The following is a 24,991-nucleotide window of genomic DNA, read 5'->3' as shown; positions in this document are numbered from 1 at the left end:
GAGGATCAACATGCGATACCAGGTATTTAAAACGAAGGAAGGGGGCCTGCCGGTGTTTACTGCACCGTGGTACTGGTTGGCCTCTGCCATTGCTCACTGGTCATCTCTTAACTGGGATGCCTGTCGAATCGTAGACAGCAAGGCGGATAAAACAATGCTCTGCTGGGCCAAGGCTCTACCGGCTGCAAAAAAGATGGAGTGATTATGAGGTTCGGTTTTGCAAAAAAGACGGGGATTTCAGCGTTCCTATCAGCAATGCTGGTGCTGGCTCCTCATGTGTGGGCAGAGACCTTCACTGCAAAGGTTGTGGGGGTGTCTGATGGTGATACGGTCAAAGTGCTAACGGAACAAAGCTGCGATACCGGAAAAGACTGCCGGAGTGGCAAGATCCAGTACCGAGTAAGGCTCGCGGAGATCGATACTCCAGAGAAAAAGCAGCCATACGGCTCAAAGGCGAAGCAGGCCTTATCAGATCTGGTGTTTGGTCGAATGATCAAAGTGGAGCAAATCGACAAAGACCGTTATGGCCGCCTGGTTGCCAATCTCTATGTCGATGGCAAATGGGTCAATGCCGAAATGGTCCGTTCTGGGAGTGCGTGGGTGTACCGGCAGTACGCCAAAACACCGGAGCTGTTCAAGCTGGAGACCGAGGCCAAAGCCGATAAGCGAGGTCTCTGGGCATTACCGGAATCGGAGAGAACTCCCCCTTGGGAGTGGCGAAGAAAGCACTAACCACACCCCAGAGTATGCAGGTGTAAACAGTAACCAAGAAAACAAACAGGAATAACGATGAACAAAAGCGAACTGATTATGAAAGTGGCCGAAGACGCTGATATTAGCAAAGCAAAGGCCGAAGCTGCGGTAAATGCGCTGATCAACTCAGTGAAAGAGGTGCTTAAAGCGGGTGGGACAGTAGCGCTTACTGGGTTTGGTACTTTCCACGTTAAGGAACGCGCAGCGCGAACCGGACGGAATCCCCAGACTGGAGAGAACATCCAGATCGCGGCGGCCAACATTCCTGGGTTCAAAGCTGGTAAGGGGTTGAAAGACTCCGTGAACTAGATCTTAATCATGTGACACATGAATAAGGTTTACATAAGGCTCCTTTCGTGGGAGCTTATTCATATCAGACATGAATAAGGGGGCGGAATGAGGTTGTCGTCAACTCAAAAGGACGTTTTGTTCATTCTATACGCAATTGAGGCCGGTGGAAAAGCCGAGCCTGTACCAGGTGTAAAAATACTGGAGATGATCAACTCAGCTCGCCAGAGCGGTATTCATGGAACGAACTTCCGAACGTCATGCCACACGCTGGTGGAGAATGGCCTGTTGAACAAGTACCGGAATGCTTCTCTAAAGCTGGCCTTTAGGCTGACCGACGATGGCAGGGAACGTGCAGGAGAGATATACCGCAAACGGCTGGAGGAAGTGCAAGATAAGTAATACGCCCCATAACGGGGCGTATCGAGTTAAACGGCAAAGCCGTAGTGGGTGCCGTCCGGAAGTTCAACATCGAGGCGTAGCTTGCCACCGGAGGCCTCAACGTACCGCTTAATGGACGACAGCTTGAGATCTCGTCCAGGTTTTTCCATCTCGGAGACTGTCGGCTGTCTCACACCCAGAGATGCAGCAATTTCCCCCTGGGTAAGGTTCATGCGATCACGAAGCTCTGCCAAGTGGATGTTCAGTAACATCTCAGTGGCCGCTTTCTGTGCTTTGGCAACAACCTCAGGCTTTTCTGTTGCCAGCATTTGGTCAAGAGTTCTTGCCATAACGTCACTCCTTCTTCAATTTATCCAAGTGCGCCGCAAACTCGCGGTCTGCAATTGGGATCATTACTTCATAAAACCTTTTCTCGTCCCCGGTCTTGTTACCGGCGCAGAGAAGAATCCCCTTACGCTTTGGATCGAACGCAAAGAATGCCCTGATAGGATCTCCTTTGCTTTGGACCCGCAGCTCTTTCATGTTGCTGTAGGATGAACCGTTAACAGTATCCGCGTATGGTCTCGACAGCATGGGACCTCTATCTCGCAGCACCATCATCGAAGCCAGCACGTTGGCTCTATCGGTATCATCCAGTGCATCGAACCACTCATCAAAGGTGTCAGTTGTCTCGATGACCCACATGGTTTCTCCTTACTTAATATAGGTGCAATCCTATATAGATTCAAACCTATAATCAAGAAAAATCGGCGGCTATGGGGGACGAAATGCCGGTAAGTAGTCATGTGACTAAAATAGGGGGTAGAATAGGCCTCAATATAGTCATGTGACTAAAAGGTGTACTGAATGAACAACCTGCCCCTACTGCTCGACGCAAGAGAAGCCATTGACTACTACCACCAGCATCCAGACATGACTGATGCAGAAAAGGCCTATGTGGTCGCGTTCCTAAGCGGAGAGGGGCGCTCAAACAGTCAGATCAGAGAGGAACTGGGGATTGAGAAGGTATACACGGTTACACACCTGAAACGCGCCGGTACGCTGTCGGAGGAAGAGCTCACACTCTGGCTCAGAAATCCACGCAAGATCACCCTGGGACATGTGAGAGCCGTGGCTAAGTTACCTATCAGCAAGAGAGAAAAGCTCCTGAGGGATCTCCTGCATACCAGGACACCGGTTCATACATATGAGGCGATAGCGAAGGGCAAAGAAGTGGATAGGGATGCTGACATTAAGCGTCTGGAAACCCTGATGAGCGATGCGACGGGTAGGCCCATCAAAATTCGCTATAACCCCGCGAAGCGCTCCGGGGAGCTGACGCTGGGATTCTTCACGCTCGATGACCTGGATGACGTGTGCAAGGCTCTGGGGTTTGATCCAAGCGAGCAGATGTAAACCAGAAAACTTTCACATGTGAAAGTCTTGCAAGGTGTCTTTTTATTGTTTACAGTATCATAAAATGAATCTGTAAAGGTGCGCGATGAATGTGCTTCCAACGAAAAGCTGGCCTTGGGCGTTATAACTCAACCAGACCTGAGTGGCTGGCGGCGTACCGAAACGCAAGATGTATGAGAAGCTCAGGTAAAGAACCTGATGCTTCTCTTTCCGGGATAGCTTGGAAGGCGCAACTCATTGTTGCCCATGAAAGAGGCAGAATTGACAGCCTGGCTGTCCCTTTGGATGCCAGATTGATAGCAAAGAACCTCATCGACGAGATCCTTGCTGAGGAGAACTGATGGACGAAAAAATTACCTACGAAGAAATGCTTGAACAACTCGACCAGAAAGGCATCCGCGTCACCAACGGGGCGAGACGGCTTTATGTCGCGTTGAACAACGGAGTCAAAGCTGAGGTGCTGGGTAACTGCGGTCCCGCCACAATCAGCTTGGTTGACGGGATGATTGTTGTGGAAGAGCAGACTCTCCACTAAGGGCAGCAGCATGGGCAAAAAAGTACACATCATTTGTGGAAAGTGCGGCAGTGACGAGATGAACTTTGTCATCAATGGACACTGTCCAGACGATCCCCAGAATGTTGCCAGTATGTCCTGCTCAAATTGTTGCGAACTGACAGGCATAGCCGAGTGGTCGGAATTTAATGGACGTGAGCTGAAAGGTGAAGCCGTCGCCCTATCAACACCGGCAAACGTGAATGCTCTTCTAGGATTGCTTCGCCAGGCGATGGACAGCGTTGAGTATCGCCTCTATGGCGGGGGCATGTCATTGAGCGGTAATGATGCTGCCGAACTCATAGACCTCCAGGAGCGAGCTGAGAAGGTCTTGTCTGTTCTTCGGAGTGATCAGCATGAGTGATTTATACGAACCGCTTGAGTTTGTGTTCTGCGGCTTTAGGAAAGGGGACGCTGGGCTCTTTATCTCGGTAGCCACTTTGCGCGATGGTGTTTTAGGCCGTGAGATGTATTTCTCAAAGGGAAAAAGCAAAAGGCGCTGGGTTGTCGGTGGCATTTACTCAGGGGCCTCGTTTTCGGACAACGGAGCAAAAGGTCTGGATGATGCTCATTACGTTAAAGCATGGGAAGTGCAAGGCGACAAGATAGAGTGGCAAGCAAAAAGCGAGCAAGCCGAAGCCTTGGCGCGAAGCGAGAAACTTGAAGCCGACGATAGGAAGCGCAATGAACTCGAAGAGCTGATGCTACCCATCAGGAAGCAATATGGGGCATTAACAAAGCGACGTGATAGGGCAGGGGCCGCAGCTCTTGAAGAAGCTGTCCTGAGAGCGCTGAGAGCGCCCATCAGGAAGGCTGAGGAGAAATAACCGTGGAGCCAGTCTTAGCTAAAGCATTCGCCGGTTTTAAAGTCGTAGCTGTAAGTGCCCATCAGATTGGCTTTTCGGCTTTTTTTGCCATTGGTGTTTGCTGGCGCTTTAGGGGTCGCAAGTACGCCATAGAACAGGATACCAACAAGTGCCGCTTGCCACGCGAAAACAGCAACCAGAATCCAAAAAGCAGCAGCCAGAACCGGCAGTTTGTGCAGAAGGTTGAGCACCGGCTTGGCCCAAATCACTGCCGGGATAGCCAGCACTGCGTAACCCCAGTTGGTTGCCTCAAGCATAGCCAGGCCAAGAACAACAACAGCCATCAGCGCGATATTCAGTACATGTTTCATGGTCATCTCTCCTTTTCAACTTACACTTTTATCCTATCACAGCATTAAAAAATGCAACTGTGAAAGGGCGTTTTTCATTCAAAAAGAGGTGACACTTTGAGTGCAATTATCAGCAAGTGCGGCATGTACAGATACCGTCTGGAAAGGGATGTGCAACCCGAAGGCCTTGTGTTCGGTTATTTTGGTGTAAACGGCTCTACGGCCACGGCCACCGAGGACGATCACACGGTCAGAAAGTGGATAGGGTTTACCAAGGTCAACGGAGGGAGGCGATTCATAGTCGGTAATGCTTTTGCTTTTCGGGCGACCGACGTTCGAGAGCTGGCTACGGCGGTTGATCCTGTCGGGCCTGAAAATGAAATCCACTTGGAAAGGATTATTCGGGATGCTGATGTCTTGGTGCCCTGCTGGGGGAGCCGAACTAAGCTGCCTAAGTCTTTGCATGTTCATTTGGACAGGCTTTTAGAGCAGCTCGTTGCATCTGGGAAGCCGGTATTGGCATTTGGCGTGACTGGTTCGGGGGACCCGAAGCACCCACTAATGCTTGGATATTCGACAAAACTTGTGCCCTGGGGAGGAAAATAATTATGTCGATGCTTGAAGCACGTTACTTCGTGGCAAAGATAAGCGATGCACAGGCCGTGCTCTGCGATGAGGAGCTGGCGACACTGGAAAGGCTGATCCGGAAGGTTGATGATGGCCGCAGAGCAAATGGCAAGAGCTCGCTTACTTGCGTTGTTGTCGAAGAAGATTGGCCGAACTGGCAGCAAACGGTTGACTCTGTACTTTCACTTGCTGACGGGAAAGACAACGATTGGACCAATGCCACACCAGAACAAATCAAGGCCTTTTGGGTCGATGACTCAGTTTGGAAAACTCTGGATGGCCGGGATAAATGGATTGAAGATCTCGACCTGCTGGTGGACGGTTCCCCGGTGGCTTCTGAGTGGGAACCTTTTGGCTTGGAATCAGGGCAGTCTGTCGTCATACGAGGCGGATGGATAGAAGGGAATGCCTTGAGTGATGATGGCGTACCGCTAGTGCAGGCATTCGTCGCTTGGAAACAGGGCCAAGACAACCACTAAAGGAAAATTACTTCGGAAGGGCGGCTATGGCCGCTTTCTTTTTAATATTTACAGTATCACATAATGATACTATGATGTTGTTAATTTACTTGGGGAGGCGCTTATGCTCACTGCTAAATGTATAGGGTGCGGATGCACCGATGATCACGCTTGTGTTGAAAACGGTCAACCGTGTCACTGGCTTCGCGTGAATAGAGTGGAAGGTATCGGGGTCTGCTCTTCGTGCCCGGATGCTCTCAATCAATTCGCATCGACCAGCCAGGAACAAGCAACTGGACAGGATGACTACCGGAACAGTCCAGAATGGAAGGATTTTTCATCACGCATTGGTAATGCACTATGCGGGGGCCGGAGCAAAGCAAAGTAAGGTAAAAACGGCTATGCCGTTTTTTATTTGTCTATTACGGCATCACATTATAAGCCTGTAAATGCTGAATCTGTAATTGCCCAAAATGGGCGTGAGCAGGGGCGGGGTGTGAGGTCGTTCTAAGGCAAAATACTTTGTACTGGCAGAACAAAGAAAGAATGAACTTTCACATGTGAAAGTTTTTGGGGTACGGGATGGAACAAGCAATTCAAAGTTACTTGGCTGACGACCGGCAATATCAAGACAGGATTACCGCAGCTCTCAGCCAGGTTGAAGAGAAAGGTGCAGAGTACGAAGCTCTTTGCCAACAGCGTGCTCAGTTGGGGATCTGGCAAAAAATTATAACGTTCTGGCAGTTTCGTCGAGACATCGCCGTTATACGTTCAGCACTAAAAGGCCATAACAGCGATTTGCGGTATTTGCGCCGTGGGAGAGACCAGCTCAAAGAGGGATTGGTTTCTCGGGCCGTGAAGCAAGCGATTGACGGTAGCCAGATTCTGGAACGAATCACCCAAGCTCAAGATAGGCTTGACGCCGCATCTCGACTCCACGAGAGCAACAAGCGACTGGTGGACATGGGGCAAAAAGCCTTACGTGAAATCAGTGAGGCCTCTTCCAGTATTTCATCAGCACAAACAATGGAGGTTCTCGACCTTGTGACTGACAACAAGGGCATTTCCGTCATGTCGTCGATGTCAAACTCCTCGGCCAGCAGTGAAATAGACGATGCGAAGAGAGCTGTGAAAGCCTTCGCAAATGCGCTGGGGGATCATCGTGACATTGTGGGCTCACTGCACCACTCAATGGCAACTGAGTTTATCGATCTGGGTATGGACTTTGCCGGTTTGAATGATGGTTTCGACTTTGGGAGCGTCTTCTCGCTGTTCAGCTTGTCGTCTGCCAGTTCCTCTCTGGACAAAGTAGAGTCTCGCGTTGAATCTCTGATGCCAGATCTAAGACGAGCCGCCTCCAATTCGGCAGCAGAGTATGCCCGTGTTAACGAAGAGTTCTTTGGCCTAAAACAACAGGCCTGTTGCCAAGTGCATGAGTTGCTGGTGACAAATGGTATAGACGTGTCAGTCAAGCGCGTTGAGTCCGCCGTGAACAGCTACAGAGTTGGAAGGTGATATTTACAGCATCATAAAATGAACTTATGATGTGAGGTGATCAACAAGTCGAAATTTATTTAAAGGATAAGCGATGAGCGATATTACACAGCAAATGGACAAACTTGAGATTCCAATCAAGTTGTCCTTTCCAGTCATCAACGTTAGCACTTTTGAGCTGGGCCGTGCAGAGAGCGTTTTCTCTGACATTGCAAAGAAAGTCGGCAAGCACTTTATTGTGATGCCATTCAAGAAGCTGCCCGATCCAGGCACGATGAAGGCAATGGTGGACGAGTCCAAGAAGTCCTCCAAAAACGGTGTTGTCGTGTTCGACACTTTCTTTTTCGACCGACAACGTGCAAACCCGGAAACACTCCCAGCCCTCAAGTCATCACTGACCTATCTGGAGAATGAGGGGATCAACTACATCATCGCTGGCAAAGACGTCTTCAATGAAGAGTTCGTTTATCACATCGATCTCCCGGCTATGAGCAATCAGGAAATCCTGAAACTGCTCCAGACCTGTGAAGATAACGTGAAAGATGGTGGAGTCTTCGAGAGCAACGAACGTGCTGTCATCGCAAACCACGCCCTGGGCTTGTCACACACCCAGATGAAGAACGTCTTCACCTATTCCGCTTACTTGAAATTCAAGGGTGAAGAATACCTGGGCGAGATCCGAAAAGAAAAAGCTCACATCTTGCGTGATGTCGGCCTCGATGTGCTTGAGGCCATTGATATTGGGAATGTCGGTGGGCTCGAAAACCTCAAGGAGTTTCTCCAGATACGTAAAGCCGGTTGGGACAAAGACCTTCCGGTAAAAGGTGTCCTTCTGGCCGGTGTACCTGGTGGTGGTAAATCGCTGACGGCAAAAGCCGCTGCCGGTGTACTTGGCACTACCTTGGTTCGCCTGGATATGGGCCGTTTCTATAGTAAGTATCTCGGTGAAACCGAGCGCCAGTTCAATCGTGCATTGCAGACCATTGAGCAGATCGCACCCGTTGTTGTGTTGATTGACGAGATGGAGAAGTTTTTTGGTAATGCCGATGGCGAACACGAAGTATCCAAGCGCCTGCTGGGCTCTTTCCTCTACTGGCTTCAAGAGCGCAAGAAGAAGATCTTCATTGTGGCGACGGCCAACCGGGTTCAGTCGCTGCCTCCTGAATTGATGCGAGCTGGCCGCTGGGACCGAGCATTCTTCATTGATCTGCCAAGTGTGGCTGAGCGCCAGAAGATTTTCGAGATCCACCTCGCCAAGCAGAAGGCCAACATCGCCGCGTTCGATATGCCTACGCTACTGCGTACCACCGAGGGATACACCGGGGCAGAGATTGAACAGGCCGTCATTGACGCGATGTATCTGGCGAACGCTCAGGACAAAGAGCTCAACAATGAAGCGCTGGTGGATGCGGTCACTCGCATTACCCCGACCAGTGAAACTCGCCGAGAAGACATCAACCAGATTCGCAGTTTGCGGGATCAAGGCTTCTATCCGGCCAATAACTTCGATGTTCAAGAGCAGAATGGCTCTGGACGAAAACTCGCCATCGAGGACTAAGCGATTAACTTTGTCATGCCGGAACACGGCATGACCCCCGAAACAACTCAGGAGTGATGAGATGAGCCATATCGTAAAAGGCAAGGTGCAGGTCGCCTACAAAGACAAAGAGCTGCTGTTGAAGGCTCTGGAGGGAGTTGGCGTCGTTGTTGAAAACGAAAAGCTATACCGCGTGGGCGCTGGCTACACCTTCGAGAAATACCCGATTGTTCTGATCGACCAGAACAACAAGGAGCACCGGATTGGCTACAAGGAAAAAAACGGTGTTTGGGAGCAGTACCAGGAAAACTACGGCTCTTATGGCCGCTGGACGCAGCAGGCAAGCAGCAAGGTGCAGGATCGCTACATTGCCTTCCACTACGAGCAGCAGTTGAAAGAGGAAGGTTTCAGCGTGACGGTGAAGCAGCATCACGATGGCACTTTGGAACTGGAAGCTGAGGAAGCTGTTTGGTAATAGCGCCAAGGCAATCAGATTAGTTGAACTTAACGACGAGGTGACAAAGTGAAAAAGGTAAACATCAAGATCAAGGGCGGCAAGATTGCTGCCGATTTCACGGGGTTTCAGGGTAAGACCTGTGAAGCGCTGGAGCAGCGTATTCGCCCGGAAGAGCTCGAAGTCGAAGAAAAAGAGCTGAAACCCGAGTACCACTTCAATGCTGGTCAAACCCAGCACGAAACGGAACAGAACGAATGGTGATGAGAAGGACAGGGCGCGTCCCCCTTCTTTTGCTGGTTGGTCTCATGGTCGCAGCTCCTGCGGCCTTTGCCAGTGACTTTGTGACTGGCGTAATGGTGGGGCAAATGCTCTCAGATGACTCAGGCAGCAAGAAGGTAGAGGACACTGGCCCGGAGAGCAAAACGGTCATTGATTACCATGACGGTCAGCCAGTTGTGACCAAAGTGGAGGCCTTCAAAAGCAATAAATGGCGCAAACTGGATGGCCCTCAGGGCGGCTATTTTGTTTGCCCAGGTGAATACCGTAGCTATTCGGGAAGGCTGCGTTGTCGCGTCCATGATGACGGGCTCAATGGCTTTATGGGCGGTATGACTGATGCTCAGGAGCTACCGCTCCAAGAAGCTCTGACCAAGTTGGAAGGTAAACCCATCTCCCTGCAAACCATTGAAGTCCACGGGAACAACCTGGCAGTCAAATACCAGTTAGCACCACCAGCACAAACGCACGTCAAAACTCAGGACCTGGGGGTGGTTAAGCAAGATGGTGAAATGCAGAAGGTTGCCAGCCAACCACCAGCGCTATCCATAGAGACTGCACCAAAGAGTGAACCTCCCAAGCAGATTGGTGCTGCACAAGACACCGACCGCAATACCAGTGCGTTTCAAAGTCCGTTCGAGGAGGTAAGTGACTCCATGATCGGTCTAATGGATAGCTCTTTCGTCAAAGTCATAGCGGGGTTGATGCTGGTGTTTGGGGTTGCTAGTGGAATTATGAGGCAGAGCCCATCAGGAATTGTGATGGGGATAATGCCTGCAATTATGATCATGACCGCGCCAACGGTTATTCGTACCATGTTCGATACAGGCGCGGCCAGTACCAAGCCAGTGGAAGATAGCGGAAGCTCATTTCCTTTCTTCTTGGTGGCAATAGTGCCGGTGCTGATTTTCTTTGCCTATAGAGCTTTTATGAACAACCGGAGCGACTCCGAAATTGATGAGTTGTTAAGAGAAGCCCGACGTGCTGAAAGGGCTGAACGACCAAGCAATGAGCCTCCCTCAGTGGATGAACTCCGTGAGCGCCAGCAACAAAACCCAGAAAGAGAACCGGTGGTTGTCAGCTCATCAGCTCCGGCACCAAAGGTGCAAAAGGAAGAGCCAATCGAAGTACAGCCAGGCAAGCGCAAAATTATTTTGGATTAGTGGGGTAGGTTATGAGCAAAAAGCGCATCGTAATCAAAAATGGTGAGGTCTGCGGGTTTGCCGATGAGGTTTCCTTCAAAGGCCTTGAAGTGCAGGAATACAGTAAAACAAGGGTTTCGCGCATCGTGCCGACGAGCGGCATTCTAATGATTGCGTTCTATGTTATTCGCGGACTTTGTTCAGACGAGTCAAAGATTGCGGCATGGACTCGTGTTTGGCGTTGCCAGTGGAAGGTGCTGATCGACGGTAAAAGCTATGGACCATTCAGCAGTCGTGCGGATGCTATCTCGTTCGAGAAGGACGAGATCTACAAACAAGGCAAATTCTTTGCCGATGCCACTCACGAGGCGGCAGTATGATGACACGGGCGGCTATGGCCGCGCTGTTATCCGCGTTGGTAATAGGCCTTGTGTCTGATTTGTCCGCACAAGAGCTGGTGGTAAGCCAGGTGGCTATAGACAAGTCCACTGAGGTGGAGAAAGAAGCTACCTTCCACAACCGCAAGTGGGTGTTAAGGACGGGGCAGGTTAGTGGATTCTTCATCTGCCAAGGAGATAACAAAGACATTTACTACCGGCATGACAGGGTGGGCGCTCACTGCCAGAAGACATCGACTGGGTGGCGCAATGTACTGGGTCTCAGGGACGATGTTCCGGAAGTTGAGCTGAGCGTGTACCTGGGGACCGTTGAAGGTGTCCCCGTGAAAGTCCTTCATCAGGAAGTGGATGGTTACGATCTGAAAGTGCAGTACAAGGTTGCACGTAAAGGGTCAGCAAATGAGTGAGAGTGTGCGTCGGTCAACGCCGATGGTAAAGATTAAAATCCTGCCGAGTTTCGTAGGGGTTCCCTTCCCGTCGGTGCTACTTATCGTTGCGGGGCTCCTTAATGGCCCTTTGTGGGGCTTTGCCGCATTCGTCTTTCATATCGTCATCAAGCGGTACATCTACAGAGAATACCGGAGGTTGCCATATCCGATGCCAACCGGCTCAAGGCCTATGGATGAGTTGAGCGAGCTCCTTGTAAAGGGGATACCGGAGGAATTTTTCCGGCGGCTTGACGCAGCTTGCAGCTCTGATGCGTCAGTACAAATAACCTGCCCAAAGAAATACCGGCTGCTCAAAATGTCGTTGAATCGCTATGCCAACCGCGCTGGTTGTTACCCGCAGTTCCGGGAGGGGGATGAAATAGCGATTGAGGTAACAGAGCAGAGACCAAGAAAAGCAGGAGCAGGGAAGGGCTTTCCAAGTATTCAAGTTCTGAAAGCGTCAGAGGGTGTTCTGAGTGAACCGGAGCAGCCTATCGAAATTCAGAAAGATAAGCGCAAGATTATCTTGGATTGAGGTGGGTTGGAATGCGGTCATTTTTATACAGAATATTGCTTCTTTGCTTCGTCATTATCGTCCAGATAGGGCTAATCGCCATTGATGCGAGCCCGTTGGTTGTTGCTATGTTCCTCTCGCTAACAGCTTTAGTCGCTGGGGTCTGGATGGCGTACCTTCATTCCCGATTTTTGATGGCGGTGACTCCAGTAGTTATCTCTGTGCTAATGGCGACCCTCGCCATGAAAATGTTTGAGCCGAGACTCTTTGTTTCTGCCAGCGAAAAAGGCTGGTTCCCTTTGTCATTGTTCGTCTCGATACCGTTTTACTTCTACTTGAGTTACTTGCTTGAGATAGAGGAGAAGAGACGTACATTCCGGGCCAATGTGATTGGGTTTTTGCGTGGAGTTTCGGAAGAGATCCGTCGTTCAACCAGAGAGCATAGAGATCAAGGTGAGATAAGACACGGTGGAACAGAGCTGGGGAGTATTGACGAACTACAAAGGGGCGAGGCCAAAGAGCCAGAAGTCATCAGCTCTACATCGGACCAGAAAGAACAAGGCACTCCCAAGCGAGACAAGAGAAAAATCATTCTGGACTGAACATGGAACAAATCAGAAAAGGCTTAACCCTCGAATACGCAAAAGAGAAGCGTGAGAAGCTCTTGGCGGAGCTCAAATCAGATGAACACTACAGCCAGACTGAAACAGTAGCCTATGGGCACCACGACCCGCTCAGCGTTCCTGTGGCAGCCTGCGATAGTTGTCATGGCCGGGCGCAAATGCAGAAGGTTATAGGTCCTCCTGTGCGCTGGAATATGGTCTGCCTGGGTTGTGGGAAGGCGATCCAACAAATCCAGAAACGACCGTGGCAAGCAGCAATGGCGTGGAACCAAATTAACTTGGGAACACAGGACTACAGACAACTGCCCCTCTTTGGACTTGGGAGTCTGTCTCCTGAATCAGCAAGACAGAGAATGGTGGGAATACGCAGGAACCTGGAGCTGAGAAAGAGCCTCGCCGGTATCGAGAGGACGATAGCCCACAAGGAAGGTCAACGCCCACCAGGGAAAGAGTACCAGCAACGACTGGAAGCATATCTGCAATGGGCCATGCTGGCGCTGAGGTTGCTCAAAGTCAAAGCAAGTTAGTGGTGAGAAGGAAGAGAGAACCCGGTACTGTAAAGCGCCGGGTTTTTTATGCCGCCCTGTTTACAGTATCAAAAAGTGATGCTATAAAGTGAGCAAGTCACAAGGAGAACCAACGAATGGCTGTTATCAACTCACTCCGCGCTCTCAAAGGCGTAACCGCCCCCGAAGAACTGAAAAAAGGGGATGGATTCACTATCTCTCCTCAGCTTCTGCTGGAGGAAGAAGGGTTTAACACCCGTGGCGCTTTCTGCGAGGACTACTACGAGCGCCCGGACATCAAAGCTGGTATTCGAGTGCTGGCCGATGCTTACAAGCGTGGCGACTATGTTCCGCCGATCATCGTCAAAGTTATCGACGGAAAGGTGTATGTCCGTGAAGGTCATCGCCGTCGCCGCGCCATCCTGCTTGCTATAGAGGAAGGTGCCGACATCCAGTTCGTGCAGGTCGTAGAGCACAAGGGCGATGAAGCCGAACAGAGCCTTCTGATCGCCACCAGCAACGATGGGCTCCCTCTTTCTCCACTTGAGCGAGCCGTGATCTACGCTCGGCTTGCAAACTGGGGGTGGAGCGACCAGATGATTGCCCAACGTGTTGGCCGCTCGGCTGAGCACGTTCGTATCGCCCGTGCCCTTTTGGAGATGCCTCTGGAACTGAAACGGATGATTCAGGAAGGCTCTGTGGCTGCCACCTACGCTCAGGAGCTCTACAACGAGCACGGCACCAACGCTGTTGAGATCCTGAAAAAGGCGCAGGAAGAACAGGCCAGTGGCAATGACGGCAAGAAGGCCCCGAAAAAACTGACCAAAAAGTCTGTCGAGAAAGGTCCCCGCCTGGGCAAAAAGGTGGTTGAAGCCATGCACCGAGGCGTGAGCTCTATTACCAGTCGTCTGGACAACATCAAGCCGAACGATGACGGTGAAACGTTCACCCTTACCCTGAGCCGGGAAGATGTTGATGCGTTTCAGGAGCTGAAAGCCAAGCTGGCGGAGCTGGAGCCCAAAACTGACGAGTCCAATGAAGACCAGCAAGAGCTGGATTTGGCGGGTAATCAGTAATGGGGCGCTGTACTGTTGAGGATGCCATCCAGTTGCTGGAAGGGGGAACCATTGTTGCGGTCGTACCGGCGTCATCCGGACCAGATACGCTGGTGGTTTCCTCTATCAGGCTTGAATCCGGACTGACAGTACAGTTTTCCCCTCCAGCGGCAGCCAGTGTCAGTGTTCAGCTCGCGGAGCTCGATGATGAACAGTGACAAGAAATCGTCTGAACTAGCCAGACTGAGGCGTCAGCATCAGCTAGTTTGCTCTGTCATCGCAGCCTTGCTCATCTGTGCAGGTATATATGGGACCGTTGCACGTTTGGGCTTCATCCTGATGGCGCCATTGTTTGTTATCGCCTTAGGTGTGTTAGTCGATGCGTTCCTGCCAAGGGTAAGTTGGTTCTTCTGTGTGCGGGACGTGAGAGACATATTTGGGTGGAGAAAACGATAGTGGCGAAGTTGAAGGTTTATGGCGGGATCACTTATGGGGCCGAGGGGCAGTTCAGAACTGTCGTTGCGGCCACAAGTAAGAGCAAGGCTGCTTCAATTCTGAATATCACGATTTACCAGATGAATAGCTGGTGGACGGAGACTTTTAACAAGTACGAGGTCGAGGCGGCGATGTCTGAGCCGGGGGCTATTTTTTCAAAGCCTCTCGATGGCAGAGACCCATTTGTAAAGCAGGAAGGATAATTGTGAGAAGTGTTTTTGTATGGTTGAAGGCCGGGGCAATACTGGCTTTCCTATTCTTCGGTATTGCTGGTGCTGTCAACCGGGTCTATTGGGTTAACAGCCAAGGTTTGAGCCAGGGGTCGATGTCATCCACATTGGTTAAAGAAAAGTTTGGCCTAGACCTTGGTGCAATGTGCCGTTATGACAAACCCCAGCATGTCGAGTTCAAAGTCCTTCCTGATCAGACAATCCAGTTCCGCTGCTCATGGTTTGAAGGTGGCGGATTAACCTGGTGGCCTTTCTACACCGAGCATGATGTAAAGAGCGCCGAGGCGACCTCTGTGCTCAATGACATATTCCAGGGTACGGAGGGGCATGATGAGTAGCCAGCTAGAACTCTTTCATGTCCAAGAGGCGTATGCCAAGGCCGATAAGCCGTTATCGAATGAGGAGCTCTACGATTCGGTGGCAGAGCTCGCTGGAATCCCGAAAAGCGCTCTGAATGAACAAAGTGAAATTGGCAAGGCAAAGGTCAAGCGGAGCAAGCTGAAAAGACAGATACGCTGGTATCAGCAAACCCTCAAGTCGATGAACCTTCTCCAGAAGGTGGACGGCGAGCGGGGTGTCTGGGAGCTCTCAAGCAAAACCAAGAAGGGCCTGCATGAAGCGCTAGGTGGCGTTCGACTGGTCGCTTATTCAACAAATCTTGGGCTGGCGGTGTGGTCAAACAACAAGAGCTTTTTCTCTGACCTCGATGAGCCGGTGCATCTGTGTGTGACATCTCCGCCGTTCCCGCTCCGTATACAGCGTGGCTATGGAAACGTTGATGAAGCCAAATGGGTGGATTTCATTACTCAGGCACTCGAACCGATAGTCAAGAACCTGGTGCCAGGAGGAAGCGTTGTCCTGAATGTCAGCAATGACATATTCGAGGCCAAGAGCCCCTCCAGATCTCTCTACGTTGAGCGAATGGTGCTGGCGCTCCATGATCGGCTTGGGCTCTCTCTCATGGATAGATGGCCGTGGATCAACCTGTCAAAACCACCAAGTCCGACCCACTGGGCTTGTGTGAACCGTTACCAGTTGTGTGCCGGGTGGGAGCCTGTTTATTGGTTCACCAACGACCCTGACAGGGTGCGTTCTGACAACAGAAGGGTCCTGATCCCTCATACAGAGAAACATCAGAAGCTGATGGCCCAAGGCGGTGATAACAGAGTGGTCAGTTATGGTGACGGGGCATATCGACTGAGAGGGAACGCATTCTCTAACGTCACGGAAGGACGGATACCGAAAAACGTTATCCAGCGCGGCCACCGTTGTGCGGATACTCTGGAGCTTCGGAGAATCGCTAGAGAACTGGGGTTGCCACCGCACCCGGCAATGTTCCCAACAGACATACCTGAAATGGCTATCCGCTTTCTGACGGAAGAGGGCGACCTTGTTGTTGATCCGTTCAGTGGGTCGAATAAGAGCGGGTTGGCCGCAGAAAGGAATAACCGGCGCTGGATCGCCTGTGACATCATTCTTGAGTACATTCGCACCCAGGCGGAAATGTTCACCGGCTTTGATGGATTTTGGATGAACCCGGCCATAGCAGCAGTGGGCGGGGGAGCGTTGAATTAAGAGAACAATGCCCATGAATTTAAGTATTATCGCAAGAGTCTTGCGCCAATTGGCAATTATTTTTGTCCTCTCCGTGCTTCTTGTGGCCGGATATATCTACTATGCCGGTAAACAACATCAGCAGGCAGCAATCAACTTTTGGGGTGAGCAATACCAGCCTGATGCCATCTCGACGCAAATTGATTGGGGGTTTATCGGTAATTGGGTTATTCCTCGCGGGGGGCCAATTATTTCTCCGGGCATTGCTGGAGTGTGTCCCAATACACCACTTCCCGTTGTGCCTCTTAAAACTGGTCCTGATGGCCGGGGTTATGTTCTCTGTGGCATTGGAAGTGAGGCTGTCGCTACCAGCTTTGATGTCAATGACATCCAGGATGAAGAGATACGAAACACATTAAAAACGATGTTTGAGGAAGAATTTGAAAAAACTGTTAAGGGGGATAAATGGACACTCAAGAACTGAACCACATGATAGCTGAGGCCTACAGCCGGGATTTGCAAAAGCCTGAGCTGGTATCGTTCAAAGAGGTGAGTCGCTGGGGGCGTAAGTACGGTTTCCCCGTCGTATGCACTCTGGCCGATGAAAGTGAAGAAAAGCAGATTCACTGGGCTGCCAGTTTGCTCATTCAAGTAGCCGGTACTTGGCCGCGAGAAGATATGCCGGAATTGCTCACACCGGAACGGGGCTCCGCGCTGTTCAACGATGCGATGCAGTTATTGGCGAATGGGCTTGGAGCAGCAAATCAATTGCGCTGACAGCACAAACCTTGTCAATAAGCGGCCTTCATGGCCGTTTTTTTGTTTAAAGTTTGTTTTAACAGAACCATAATTAGATATTGCAGTATCATTTTATGATCGCTACAATCTTTCACATGTGAAAGTTTGGGGGTGGTCTTGATCACCTGCGAGAAACCAAAATAGAGGTGGGTATGGCAAAAGTAATCAGCTTCGCCAACCAGAAAGGCGGAGTGGGTAAGAGTACCCTCTGTATCCAGCAGGCCTTTTATCTGGCGTTACAGAAGAAAAAGAAAGTGCTGGTCTTGGATATGGATGGTCAGGGGAACACGTCCTCTCGACTGGCCCCCAGACGAGAGCTTGAGGATGGTGACTACGAGCCCATCCTCACTGGAACCAAAACCGCAGAGCTGTTCGCTTACGAGCTGGACGGCATTGAGGTCATGCACTGCCCTTGCGGTGCAGACCTCATTCATACGCCGAAGAATGACCCGGATCTGTTTGAGATGGAGGCTGTGCCTCTTGACCAAGCCATGAATCCGGCTCGCCATTTGGCTGAGCTGTTTGAGAACTACGACTACGTGCTGATTGATTGTCCGCCTAGCCTCGGCAGAAAGCTGGTGGCAGCGTTGGTGATGTCTACCCATGTGGCATGTCCGGTAAAGCTCTCTGGCTTCGCTGTGGACGGCGTAGAAGGTCTCCTGAACACGATTATTGGTGTGCGCGAGGCATACAACCAAAATTTGGAGATCCTGGGCATCGTGATCAACGACATGGACCGCTCTGTCAATCACGACAAAGCCCTCAAGTCGCTGGAGAACACAGTTCCGGATCTGCTGTTTGAGAACAAAATTATGCACCGGCCTCCGCTCGATACGGCGACGACTGATGGCATCCCTGTCTGGGAGCTTCGCTATGGACATGTCGCGGCCAAAGAGGTTGAGGCGGTGTTGGAAGAACTATTAGAGAAGGTGGGCTAAGCGATGGCATTGAACAATTTAAAAGGCCTGTCCGAACTTGCTAAAGCCGCCAAAGGCAAGAAAGGCAAAGAGGTTCTTACCGTACCTGTTGACGACGTTGTATCCAAGGTCCAGGTTCGTAAGCGCTTCCGTAACATTGAAGAGCTGGCGGCAACCTTGCTGACCGAAGGGCAGCAATCTCCGATCATCGTGTTCCCGAAGAATGAAGAAGGCAAGTTCGTCATCCAAAAAGGGGAGCGGCGTTGGAGAGCGTGTAAACACGCTGGTATCGAGACCATTGACCTGGTGGTGAATGATAAGGTCCAGAACAATTTGGACGAGACTGCTGGTGAGCTGATCGAAAACATCCAGCGGGATGACTTGACTCCGGTAGAGATTGCCGAGGCGTTAAACCTGTTTATTGAAGAAGGTTGGAAGCAAAAGGATATTGCTGATCGGCTCGGTAAGAATATCACTTTCGTATCTACGCATCTGTCGTTGCTCAAGCTACCTGACTGTGTGCGTGAGTTATACGATAATGAAGTATGTTCTGATACAGAGACCTTGAATAACCTTCGTCTCTTGTTCGATCTGAATGAAGAAAGATGTCGCGCCGTCTGCGCGGTGGCTATGTCTGACGGGATTACTCGTAAACAAAGCCGTGAGCTGCTGAATGATGCCAAACGTATCAAAGACGAAATGGAAAAAGGCCCACTGACTGGCTCCCACCAGAATGATGAGCTTGGCGCTGGCAACACCGACGAGCAATCCCTCAACTCGGGTGGGGATGGTACGTCGGAACAAACCGGGAATGACGACCTGAACCTTGCCCAGGAGGAACTGGAAGGGGGTAAAAATTCCAATGGTCAGGACGATGATGACGAAGACCCTTTGCGTGATGAAGAGGGTGAGCACAAAGATCCTGTCAAGCAGCCAGATAACAGCGGCAAGGACAAAGATGAAGAAGGCGGTGATGCTCTTCCTCCTCTGCCGAAGGACAAGGAATGGAAGAACGTCCGGGCTGACAGTTTGATTTTTGCTGTCAACGTTAACCTGGATGGCGAGACCAAACGTGGAGTCATCATGACCGACCGTGTTGCTCTGGTTCCGTCTACTGTCTGGGTTAAAACGCTCGATGGCGAAGGCAAGGAAAAGCATGTTCATGTGCCTGTGTCAGACATTGAACTCCTGAGTGTCGAAGGCTAATAAAGGAGGCCCAGCCAAAGAGGTTGGGCCTGTCAAGAACAGGTGAATATGAAGATCTCACAGGACATGAAAAGAAAATTTGCTTTGGTGAATGCCCTGTCTAAAACGGAGAAGCCAAGTCTCCAAGACCTTCACAAGGCAACAAATATTCCTGAATCAACGATCAAGAGACAGTTGTCTGCCCTGCGTGATGAGTTCGGAATGAATATCTTGTTCGTCAGGGAGTCTACCGGCGAACGAGGTGCCACCGGCTACTACATGCTGACAGACTGGGGGATCTTAGACAGGTCTTCGTTCTTGAACCGGTACGGAAAACTGTAAGGTGCCATAGAGCAGCGCATTGAATGCAAAACCCGCCAATCGGCGGGTTTTTTTATGCTGCCACGGTAGCGGCGGTTGCTGGAGGTTTTTCGGCGTAGTAGGCGATGTTCTTGGTTCGTCTGCTAAGGGTGTCTATGCCGACGATACTCAGCGTTTTGGGAGTGGTATTGCGGGACTCGAAATAATGGAATAGCTGGATCATGCAGCACTTCACCATCAACGGATCGATGTCTTCCAGGTAGATTGAGGCTTCTCTCAATGCTTCGGGACCGTGGTTCTCGATCAGGTTTTCCATCCAGTGAATGGCGTTGATGCCAGAACCACAGCAGGGCTCATAAAAGTCTGCCGAAGACTGTGAGCCAACAATGAGTGACATCAAGCGGCCAATCTCTGGAGGAGTGGGGAAGTAATTGGTGCCCTTCTTGTGGAAGCCAGACATGCTTAGGACGTAACCCAAAACATCGCTGGTGGGGTCGCGCTTAATGGCGGCAGACAGGACGTGAGAGAGCTCGAAGGCGACCGGCTGAAGTTCTTCCGGGATCTCCTCCTTGGCTGGGTATAGGCCAGTCTGCAAGTATGCCCACTGGTCAATAAAGGCCTCAACAAACCGAGATGTGCCCATTCTGTATCGGGACTGCTCGATGAGAGATAAAGCCTTGGATGTAAGTTGCTGTGTTTCTGGTGACATAAGCGCTCCAGTTTGTTCTGACGAAACATTCAAGAGGTAGAAACGAAGAACCCCGCCGAAGCGAGGTTCTTTGCTTTCCTGCCTGATCGCCTTAATGCCGAAGCAAAGACGTCTTGATAAAGTCGGGGCAACCGGACATTTCCCGGTCGATGAAGTCCTGACGTTTCGCCAGCGGCCATTTCATGAACGCCGCGAGCGGGATGCGCTTATTCGTGTTAGTATTGCCTTGCAGCATAACAAAGCTCCTTAATTGCTTGATTGTGTTGTAAGGGCTGCAACGAAGGTCGAAGAGCGATGCGGCCCTTATTTATGATTATTACAGCATCATAAAATAATATCAAGAGACAATAAAACGATACCAAGAAACAAAACTTTCACATGTGAAAGTCTCCCCGCTGTCCACCTCGCACACTCCAAACGCCCAAACGCCCAAATAACTTGTCTATCTGCCCAAAATGGGCGCGTAAGCGTCCGATAGAAAGTAATTGTTAGTGAGATATTGACTACACGGAATATGGCTATATCATAGAATCATAAAATGATGCTGTAAAAGTGATATGTATGCCAAAGCAAGCAAATCATCTCCGTTTGAAGAAACCTTGCGCCAACTGTCCATTCCGGAAGGAGGGCGCTATCGAGCTGGCCCCTGGGCGATTAGAAGGCATCATCAACGACATCGTTGAAAACGACATGACGACGTTTCATTGCCACAAGACCGTGCACTCAAAGTCAGGTGGTGAATGGGATGAAGAGGGTAACTATGCACCTTCGGGACAAGAGTCGATGTGTGCCGGTGCTGCGGCTTACTTGATGAAAATAGGCAGGCCGACAGTGGCTATGCGAATTGCCTTTGCGTTTGGTGATGCAAAGGTGTCCGACTGGGACGAAGCTCAAGAGCTGGTTGTCGAGCCTTTGGTACAAGGGGACCGAAATGAGTAAGCGATATGCGGTAGTGCCGCATCCGAAACTGAAACGAGAGTACAAAGGTCGGCTGGTCAGAACTACTCGGGTACTAAAAAACGGCTGGGGGTTGATCCCTCTAGGGGCTGTGGCAACGGTCACGCATCAGTCTCCCAAGGGATCAGAACTGACCTTTGAACCATGCGACTGCTGCGGCCTGAAAGCCATTATCAGTCATGTAAGCATGGACTCCATTGAATTTATCGAACCGATTACTGAGGAAGAAGATGGACGAGAACAAGCTCAACATTGAAACGGTCGATGGGCACAACGAGCTGGTAGTCAGCTTTTTGTCCAGAATGGTAAGCCTGAGTGACGAGGAAAAGCAGACAGTATTGTCCTGCCTTCCGGACACCGGCAAACAAACAATCACCCAGCTCTATGAGGCGCTGCGTTCTCAAGGGCACCAGGATCTTGCAGAGAAAGTCGAACCATACCTCCAGCAGGGGGTGTTTGGGCCGATCTTCGATAACGCCAAGTCCAAGGTGTTCGTTCGGGACGAAGCGCCTTTTTTCCTCATGGATGAAAATCCTTTGAACTGGGATGACGCTAAAGCATTCAATCGCCTACGTATGAGTACGACCTGTGTTCTTGGCCGTGGCGGCTGGACTATCGGTGAGCGCTTTGATGACCGCTTTGATACCGAGGTGGGCGGAACACAGCTTATCGTCACTCAGTCACTCAACGAAAAAGGTGAGATTGAAGGAGGACTTCCTACCTCGATGTCGCTGAATGACTTTGCTGAGTTCCCTAAACAGCCAAGGCCTCCTCAAATAGTCGATTACCAGGAAGACAAGCGATACACGCTTGAGGAAGCGGAAGCTATCCCTGAGCTCGCACCAGTGGTTCAGCGTCTGAAAGAGCGCATCGAAGAGTATGAGGAGAGAAGAGCCCATGATTGACCTGACATGCCGCCTTTGTGCTGGTTCCGGTGTTTATGACTTTTCCCCTTCCAAAGAAACCTGCGGTATGTGCCAAGGGCATGGGAAATTTGTTGACGCCAAAGCAATGCTGGTGGCTGCCATCGAGCTGGCAAAGAAGCAACGCGAGCCTGTCATTGAAGTGGTAATGGGGTTGGTGCTCCAGGGTGTGGATGTTAGAGGGAAGGAGCCTGGAGAGCGGTTCAAGGCTGCTCAGGCCTTTAACGCCCCAGGGCACAACCTATTACGATACGGGTGGGATGCTTGGGAGCTCTATGCCCTCCATGAGGGTGTAAGTCCAGAACTTGCATCGCTTGGCCGAAGTGTGATGCGCGAGTGGCATAGCCATTCATGGGGCCGGTTCAGTGGAGAGGTAGGCTTTAACGCCGCCGAGATCATGATCAAACAGGCCAAAGACAACCCAGAAAAAGCAGAAGAGCGCTGGGCGTTCCTGCTTAGTGAAGAATGGATGGTGGAGTAATTGTCGTGACAGAACAAACCAATAAGAAATTGATGCTGGATGAGTCTCCAGATATGCCCCTGCAATTCAAGTGGAGAAAGTTTGGTGGTGCGATTTTTACTGCCACGCAAACAATGGAGCACGTCAAGGAAGGACGTAAGCTCGGGCCGACTCCAGCAGGGATGCTACCTCAAGAAGTGTGGCTGAACCGCCTGATCGCTATGGAAGAAACCCTGCCACGAGGGAAGTTTTTTGACAGATTCCGCCGCCGCGACAAAAACGAGCAGTATGACTTGGCCGCCGATCATCTCCGTCTTGTCGGACAGAAAAAGCGATAGGGGGATAGATGAAAGCCCAGGCATACCCACCATCAGTCATTCGTAAAGGCGCTGTGTTGTACGCAGCCCTTTATTACATCTCTGATGATGATAAAGCAAAGGTCGAGGTTACAGAGTGGATAGTTCGCTCTATTCAGAAACGACGCAACTCAACCAGCGATCAACGCTATGTCAATCTTGCCCAAAAGTTAGATGGGATTACGTGGGGGAAAAGGTCACGGAAGAATGGGGACTTTGGTTGGTTGCCATCTATACCGAGCTGGTGCTTGAAGCAGTTCCGGGAAGGTGGCGAATTGCCTTTTGGCGTTTATACGACGCGACTGGCCGCTCTCAAGTTTGCGAAAGTCAGCTTGCAGGAAGAGGTCCAATATTGCGAGGCCGAGCTGAAAAAGGCTCAGACAGAAGAGGATACTCAGGAACTCCAAGAGGAGCTGGCGGAGAACCAGAGACTTCTGAAAGCTGCTGGAGCAATGGTGAAGCGCGAGCAAAACAAGAAGAAAAGAGGTTGACCAATGTTACCGATCGTCTCCCCCTCCGTAGTAACCAAACAACTTGCGTTCAATCGAGTAGGCGATAAACGCAAGGTTAGGGTTTCGTCCAACTTTTTGGATGTTATGGGGTTCAAGCCAGGTATGGGCATCGCCGTTGAGCCAGGGGAGGGGATGGGCGGTTTTTCGGTGATCCCAGCGACCGATGAACTACAGACACACCAGGTTTATCAGCGCCGGTATCAACCAAAGAGTCGCTCCAACAACCCGCTGGAAACCGTTATTGAGTTTTCTGGACAAGGGCTCATAGATAAGTGCTTCCCTCGCTATACAGAGCGTTTCCACGTCGAAATGCGAAAAGGTCGAGTAGTCTTCACTCCCGTCGCAAACAGAGCCTTTGCCATTGCTGATCGGTTCAGAAAAACCAGCCCTTTCCGTGCCTTTGTGGCATTGACTGGCGGGGTAGACATTCATGTTATGGAATCGCTTGGCTGGAAGGCTGAGATTGTTTTGGAACATCGTCCAGTTGAAGCCAGAGACAGAGCATCCGGGCGGAACCTGAGTGAAGTACATGCGCTCAATACGCTGGTGAACAGCTCCCCGCGTATCCTGCTGAATGAAGACATTCATCACCTGGAGCTGGATCGCCTTGGAGCCTTGCTGGCGGAGTGCCCACCAATTGGTTTGGCCCATTACTCGTTGGGGTGTGATGACCACTCAAACGCCAAAAGTCCAAGGGACAAAGAGCGTTCTCTTGAAGATCTCTCCACCATGCTCGACATGGTTTACCCGGCACTAAAACAGATCGAGGTCGTGAACCCTGCCGTCGTGCTGGTGGAAAACGTCCCGAACTTCAAAGCATCCGGAGCCGGGGCGATGATGGGAACGACACTGCGGCGGATGGGGTACTTCCTCACTGAGATGGTCTTGAACGGTCTGGATTTCGGCGCGTACCAGGGGCGAGAACGCTATTACATGGTGGCGTCGGTCTTCCCTGGGTTCGTTCCACCGAAACCTGAGCAGAGAGCTGGTGGACGATTGTGGCCGGTGATCGAGAAGCACCTCGGGGATTGTGCAGACGTCACAGCGTTGAAGTCAATTCAGGCCAGAGAGTCAACTTCTCGCAGGATGCCTGCGTTCTTGACGAGAGAAAGCACCAGTTGCCCGACCATCCTCAAGTCTCAGGATCGTGGGGTAAAGGATGCAGTGTACATCCAAGACGGTGGCCGCATTTACAAGCCATCGGTCGATCTGGTTCAGGAGTTGATGTCGATACCTGATAGCTTTGATATTTCGTGGATGGCAAAAGAACAAGCGACAGAAACACTTGGGCAGAGTGTGGATTACAGATTGCATTCAGCGGTCATGGCCGCAGTTCGGGATCACCTGAATGTGAATTGCGGTCGCCATACCGTGGTGCAGCACGGTATCAGAAGTAAGGAAGGTAAATAATGGGGCACTGTTGCAAAGTTAGCGATGAGGCAGCCTTTTGTCTTATTCAAAGGCCTTACATTTCAAAAACTCTGCTTACCAGGCGCATTTCGCCCAGGGGAT

At 51.0% G+C, this 24,991-nt stretch carries 42 protein-coding genes; 37 read left to right on the top strand and 5 right to left on the bottom strand.

The window, feature by feature from the left end; all coding sequences use genetic code 11:
• The first annotated feature begins 10 nt into the window (after positions 1 to 10).
• From BFF42_RS27960 to BFF42_RS20035, 4 genes are all read left to right on the top strand, one after another.
• Positions 11 to 202: a hypothetical protein gene (locus tag BFF42_RS27960; RefSeq protein WP_001270409.1), complete on the top strand. Its 192-nt coding sequence runs from the start codon at positions 11 to 13 to the stop codon at positions 200 to 202.
• Between the two features lie 2 nt (positions 203 to 204).
• Entirely contained in the window at positions 205 to 732 is a 528-nt protein-coding gene (locus tag BFF42_RS20045; RefSeq protein ID WP_001210659.1) for a thermonuclease family protein, read from the top strand.
• 57 nt (positions 733 to 789) lie between these two features.
• Complete coding sequence (locus BFF42_RS20040; protein ID WP_001043046.1) at positions 790 to 1,062, top strand: HU family DNA-binding protein; 273 nt, start codon at positions 790 to 792, stop codon at positions 1,060 to 1,062.
• An 87-nt stretch (positions 1,063 to 1,149) separates the two neighbouring features.
• A complete protein-coding gene (locus tag BFF42_RS20035) occupies positions 1,150 to 1,443 on the top strand; it encodes a hypothetical protein (protein WP_001239998.1) in 294 nt (97 codons plus the stop codon).
• A gap of 26 nt (positions 1,444 to 1,469) precedes the next feature.
• Here the strand turns inward: BFF42_RS20035 and BFF42_RS20030 are convergent, their stop codons facing one another.
• Both BFF42_RS20030 and BFF42_RS20025 read right to left on the bottom strand, forming a co-directional pair.
• On the bottom strand, positions 1,470 to 1,772 hold the full coding sequence (locus tag BFF42_RS20030) for an XRE family transcriptional regulator (protein WP_000124640.1): 303 nt from the start codon (positions 1,770 to 1,772) through the stop codon (positions 1,470 to 1,472).
• A 4-nt stretch (positions 1,773 to 1,776) separates the two neighbouring features.
• Positions 1,777 to 2,127 carry a type II toxin-antitoxin system RelE/ParE family toxin gene (locus tag BFF42_RS20025; RefSeq protein WP_000270043.1) on the bottom strand — a complete coding sequence of 117 codons (351 nt, stop codon included), beginning with the start codon at positions 2,125 to 2,127 and terminating at the stop codon, positions 1,777 to 1,779.
• 162 nt (positions 2,128 to 2,289) lie between these two features.
• Here BFF42_RS20025 and BFF42_RS20020 point away from each other — a divergent pair, with 162 nt between their 5' ends.
• The 4 genes from BFF42_RS20020 (at position 2,290) to BFF42_RS20000 (ending at position 4,218) form a co-directional block, all read left to right on the top strand.
• Complete coding sequence (locus BFF42_RS20020; protein ID WP_001061573.1) at positions 2,290 to 2,838, top strand: hypothetical protein; 549 nt, start codon at positions 2,290 to 2,292, stop codon at positions 2,836 to 2,838.
• A gap of 340 nt (positions 2,839 to 3,178) precedes the next feature.
• Entirely contained in the window at positions 3,179 to 3,373 is a 195-nt protein-coding gene (locus BFF42_RS20010; RefSeq protein WP_000343597.1) for a hypothetical protein, read from the top strand.
• A 10-nt stretch (positions 3,374 to 3,383) separates the two neighbouring features.
• Entirely contained in the window at positions 3,384 to 3,755 is a 372-nt protein-coding gene (locus BFF42_RS20005) for a hypothetical protein (RefSeq protein WP_000516918.1), read from the top strand.
• Positions 3,748 to 4,218 (top strand): hypothetical protein, encoded by a 471-nt coding sequence (locus tag BFF42_RS20000; protein ID WP_001281821.1) that lies wholly within the window; start codon positions 3,748 to 3,750, stop codon positions 4,216 to 4,218. Before BFF42_RS20005 ends, BFF42_RS20000 begins: the two co-directional genes overlap by 8 nt.
• A gap of 14 nt (positions 4,219 to 4,232) precedes the next feature.
• On the opposite strand, the gene BFF42_RS19995 is transcribed toward BFF42_RS20000, so the two are convergent.
• Entirely contained in the window at positions 4,233 to 4,568 is a 336-nt protein-coding gene (locus tag BFF42_RS19995; RefSeq protein WP_000683477.1) for a hypothetical protein, read from the bottom strand.
• A gap of 96 nt (positions 4,569 to 4,664) precedes the next feature.
• Here BFF42_RS19995 and BFF42_RS19990 point away from each other — a divergent pair, with 96 nt between their 5' ends.
• From BFF42_RS19990 to BFF42_RS19875, 22 genes are all read left to right on the top strand, one after another.
• On the top strand, positions 4,665 to 5,153 hold the full coding sequence (locus BFF42_RS19990) for a DUF1643 domain-containing protein (protein WP_001273096.1): 489 nt from the start codon (positions 4,665 to 4,667) through the stop codon (positions 5,151 to 5,153).
• Between the two features lie 2 nt (positions 5,154 to 5,155).
• The gene (locus tag BFF42_RS19985; protein WP_000062185.1) at positions 5,156 to 5,653 is read left to right on the top strand and encodes a hypothetical protein; all 498 of its coding nucleotides are present in this window, start codon (positions 5,156 to 5,158) and stop codon (positions 5,651 to 5,653) included.
• Between the two features lie 561 nt (positions 5,654 to 6,214).
• Positions 6,215 to 7,147, top strand: coding sequence for a hypothetical protein (locus tag BFF42_RS19975; protein ID WP_000434070.1), 933 nt, complete (start codon positions 6,215 to 6,217; stop codon positions 7,145 to 7,147).
• Between the two features lie 73 nt (positions 7,148 to 7,220).
• Positions 7,221 to 8,684 carry an AAA family ATPase gene (locus BFF42_RS19970; protein ID WP_001280522.1) on the top strand — a complete coding sequence of 488 codons (1,464 nt, stop codon included), beginning with the start codon at positions 7,221 to 7,223 and terminating at the stop codon, positions 8,682 to 8,684.
• Between the two features lie 61 nt (positions 8,685 to 8,745).
• Entirely contained in the window at positions 8,746 to 9,138 is a 393-nt protein-coding gene (locus tag BFF42_RS27370) for a hypothetical protein (RefSeq protein WP_000018404.1), read from the top strand.
• A gap of 48 nt (positions 9,139 to 9,186) precedes the next feature.
• Positions 9,187 to 9,381: a DUF2997 domain-containing protein gene (locus tag BFF42_RS27365; protein ID WP_000757530.1), complete on the top strand. Its 195-nt coding sequence runs from the start codon at positions 9,187 to 9,189 to the stop codon at positions 9,379 to 9,381.
• Positions 9,382 to 9,425: 44 nt separating this feature from the next.
• On the top strand, positions 9,426 to 10,559 hold the full coding sequence (locus BFF42_RS27360; RefSeq protein ID WP_223369384.1) for a hypothetical protein: 1,134 nt from the start codon (positions 9,426 to 9,428) through the stop codon (positions 10,557 to 10,559).
• An 11-nt stretch (positions 10,560 to 10,570) separates the two neighbouring features.
• Positions 10,571 to 10,918 (top strand): hypothetical protein, encoded by a 348-nt coding sequence (locus BFF42_RS19950; protein WP_000039129.1) that lies wholly within the window; start codon positions 10,571 to 10,573, stop codon positions 10,916 to 10,918.
• Positions 10,915 to 11,343, top strand: a complete 429-nt coding sequence (locus tag BFF42_RS19945; RefSeq protein ID WP_000988988.1) for a hypothetical protein — start codon at positions 10,915 to 10,917, stop codon at positions 11,341 to 11,343. The genes BFF42_RS19950 and BFF42_RS19945 overlap by 4 nt, the downstream gene beginning before the upstream one ends.
• Positions 11,336 to 11,899 carry a hypothetical protein gene (locus BFF42_RS19940; protein ID WP_000004671.1) on the top strand — a complete coding sequence of 188 codons (564 nt, stop codon included), beginning with the start codon at positions 11,336 to 11,338 and terminating at the stop codon, positions 11,897 to 11,899. The genes BFF42_RS19945 and BFF42_RS19940 overlap by 8 nt, the downstream gene beginning before the upstream one ends.
• Before the next feature lie 11 nt (positions 11,900 to 11,910).
• Positions 11,911 to 12,480: a hypothetical protein gene (locus BFF42_RS19935; RefSeq protein WP_001256126.1), complete on the top strand. Its 570-nt coding sequence runs from the start codon at positions 11,911 to 11,913 to the stop codon at positions 12,478 to 12,480.
• 2 nt (positions 12,481 to 12,482) lie between these two features.
• Positions 12,483 to 13,028, top strand: coding sequence for a hypothetical protein (locus BFF42_RS19930; protein WP_000435225.1), 546 nt, complete (start codon positions 12,483 to 12,485; stop codon positions 13,026 to 13,028).
• Between the two features lie 116 nt (positions 13,029 to 13,144).
• Positions 13,145 to 14,083, top strand: coding sequence for a ParB/RepB/Spo0J family partition protein (locus BFF42_RS19925; RefSeq protein ID WP_000268394.1), 939 nt, complete (start codon positions 13,145 to 13,147; stop codon positions 14,081 to 14,083).
• A complete protein-coding gene (locus BFF42_RS19920; protein ID WP_000532167.1) occupies positions 14,083 to 14,280 on the top strand; it encodes a hypothetical protein in 198 nt (65 codons plus the stop codon). The genes BFF42_RS19925 and BFF42_RS19920 overlap by 1 nt, the downstream gene beginning before the upstream one ends.
• A 237-nt stretch (positions 14,281 to 14,517) precedes the next feature.
• Complete coding sequence (locus BFF42_RS19910; RefSeq protein WP_001096360.1) at positions 14,518 to 14,760, top strand: hypothetical protein; 243 nt, start codon at positions 14,518 to 14,520, stop codon at positions 14,758 to 14,760.
• Positions 14,761 to 14,762: 2 nt separating this feature from the next.
• Positions 14,763 to 15,125 carry a hypothetical protein gene (locus tag BFF42_RS19905; RefSeq protein ID WP_001258026.1) on the top strand — a complete coding sequence of 121 codons (363 nt, stop codon included), beginning with the start codon at positions 14,763 to 14,765 and terminating at the stop codon, positions 15,123 to 15,125.
• A complete protein-coding gene (locus BFF42_RS19900) occupies positions 15,118 to 16,362 on the top strand; it encodes a DNA-methyltransferase (RefSeq protein ID WP_000098294.1) in 1,245 nt (414 codons plus the stop codon). Before BFF42_RS19905 ends, BFF42_RS19900 begins: the two co-directional genes overlap by 8 nt.
• A gap of 13 nt (positions 16,363 to 16,375) precedes the next feature.
• On the top strand, positions 16,376 to 16,825 hold the full coding sequence (locus tag BFF42_RS19895) for a hypothetical protein (protein ID WP_001053910.1): 450 nt from the start codon (positions 16,376 to 16,378) through the stop codon (positions 16,823 to 16,825).
• The gene (locus BFF42_RS19890; RefSeq protein WP_000380893.1) at positions 16,807 to 17,118 is read left to right on the top strand and encodes a hypothetical protein; all 312 of its coding nucleotides are present in this window, start codon (positions 16,807 to 16,809) and stop codon (positions 17,116 to 17,118) included. The genes BFF42_RS19895 and BFF42_RS19890 overlap by 19 nt, the downstream gene beginning before the upstream one ends.
• 173 nt (positions 17,119 to 17,291) lie before the next feature.
• The gene (locus tag BFF42_RS19885) at positions 17,292 to 18,077 is read left to right on the top strand and encodes a ParA family protein (RefSeq protein WP_001151305.1); all 786 of its coding nucleotides are present in this window, start codon (positions 17,292 to 17,294) and stop codon (positions 18,075 to 18,077) included.
• A 3-nt stretch (positions 18,078 to 18,080) separates the two neighbouring features.
• On the top strand, positions 18,081 to 19,262 hold the full coding sequence (locus tag BFF42_RS19880; protein ID WP_001207227.1) for a ParB/RepB/Spo0J family partition protein: 1,182 nt from the start codon (positions 18,081 to 18,083) through the stop codon (positions 19,260 to 19,262).
• 48 nt (positions 19,263 to 19,310) lie between these two features.
• Complete coding sequence (locus BFF42_RS19875; RefSeq protein WP_000703827.1) at positions 19,311 to 19,583, top strand: helix-turn-helix domain-containing protein; 273 nt, start codon at positions 19,311 to 19,313, stop codon at positions 19,581 to 19,583.
• A 52-nt stretch (positions 19,584 to 19,635) separates the two neighbouring features.
• On the opposite strand, the gene BFF42_RS19870 is transcribed toward BFF42_RS19875, so the two are convergent.
• Together BFF42_RS19870 and BFF42_RS26835 are read right to left on the bottom strand one after the other, a co-directional pair.
• Positions 19,636 to 20,271, bottom strand: a complete 636-nt coding sequence (locus BFF42_RS19870; protein ID WP_000074431.1) for an N-6 DNA methylase — start codon at positions 20,269 to 20,271, stop codon at positions 19,636 to 19,638.
• 91 nt (positions 20,272 to 20,362) lie between these two features.
• A complete protein-coding gene (locus BFF42_RS26835; RefSeq protein WP_000939033.1) occupies positions 20,363 to 20,506 on the bottom strand; it encodes a hypothetical protein in 144 nt (47 codons plus the stop codon).
• Positions 20,507 to 20,832: 326 nt separating this feature from the next.
• Here BFF42_RS26835 and BFF42_RS19865 point away from each other — a divergent pair, with 326 nt between their 5' ends.
• Genes BFF42_RS19865 through BFF42_RS19835 form a run of 7 tightly spaced genes read left to right on the top strand, consistent with a single transcriptional unit; the run spans position 20,833 to position 24,889 of the window.
• Positions 20,833 to 21,210 (top strand): hypothetical protein, encoded by a 378-nt coding sequence (locus tag BFF42_RS19865; protein ID WP_001125904.1) that lies wholly within the window; start codon positions 20,833 to 20,835, stop codon positions 21,208 to 21,210.
• Positions 21,203 to 21,484, top strand: coding sequence for a hypothetical protein (locus BFF42_RS27355; protein ID WP_000044823.1), 282 nt, complete (start codon positions 21,203 to 21,205; stop codon positions 21,482 to 21,484). Before BFF42_RS19865 ends, BFF42_RS27355 begins: the two co-directional genes overlap by 8 nt.
• Positions 21,459 to 22,133 carry a hypothetical protein gene (locus BFF42_RS19855; protein WP_000344149.1) on the top strand — a complete coding sequence of 225 codons (675 nt, stop codon included), beginning with the start codon at positions 21,459 to 21,461 and terminating at the stop codon, positions 22,131 to 22,133. Before BFF42_RS27355 ends, BFF42_RS19855 begins: the two co-directional genes overlap by 26 nt.
• Positions 22,126 to 22,632: a hypothetical protein gene (locus BFF42_RS19850; RefSeq protein WP_000566443.1), complete on the top strand. Its 507-nt coding sequence runs from the start codon at positions 22,126 to 22,128 to the stop codon at positions 22,630 to 22,632. Before BFF42_RS19855 ends, BFF42_RS19850 begins: the two co-directional genes overlap by 8 nt.
• Positions 22,633 to 22,637: 5 nt before the next feature.
• Positions 22,638 to 22,949 carry a hypothetical protein gene (locus BFF42_RS19845; protein ID WP_002210541.1) on the top strand — a complete coding sequence of 104 codons (312 nt, stop codon included), beginning with the start codon at positions 22,638 to 22,640 and terminating at the stop codon, positions 22,947 to 22,949.
• Positions 22,950 to 22,957: 8 nt separating this feature from the next.
• Complete coding sequence (locus tag BFF42_RS19840) at positions 22,958 to 23,458, top strand: hypothetical protein (protein WP_000647188.1); 501 nt, start codon at positions 22,958 to 22,960, stop codon at positions 23,456 to 23,458.
• Positions 23,459 to 23,461: 3 nt separating this feature from the next.
• A complete protein-coding gene (locus tag BFF42_RS19835; protein WP_000936897.1) occupies positions 23,462 to 24,889 on the top strand; it encodes a DNA cytosine methyltransferase in 1,428 nt (475 codons plus the stop codon).
• Positions 24,890 to 24,991: the final 102 nt, after the last annotated feature.

This window comes from Shigella sp. FC1661, from assembly GCF_001712525.1.
Classification (GTDB): Bacteria; Pseudomonadota; Gammaproteobacteria; order Enterobacterales; family Enterobacteriaceae; genus Escherichia; species Escherichia coli.
The sequence above is the reverse complement of the archived record's forward strand: the minus strand, read 5'-3'. Positions and strand labels throughout refer to the sequence as shown.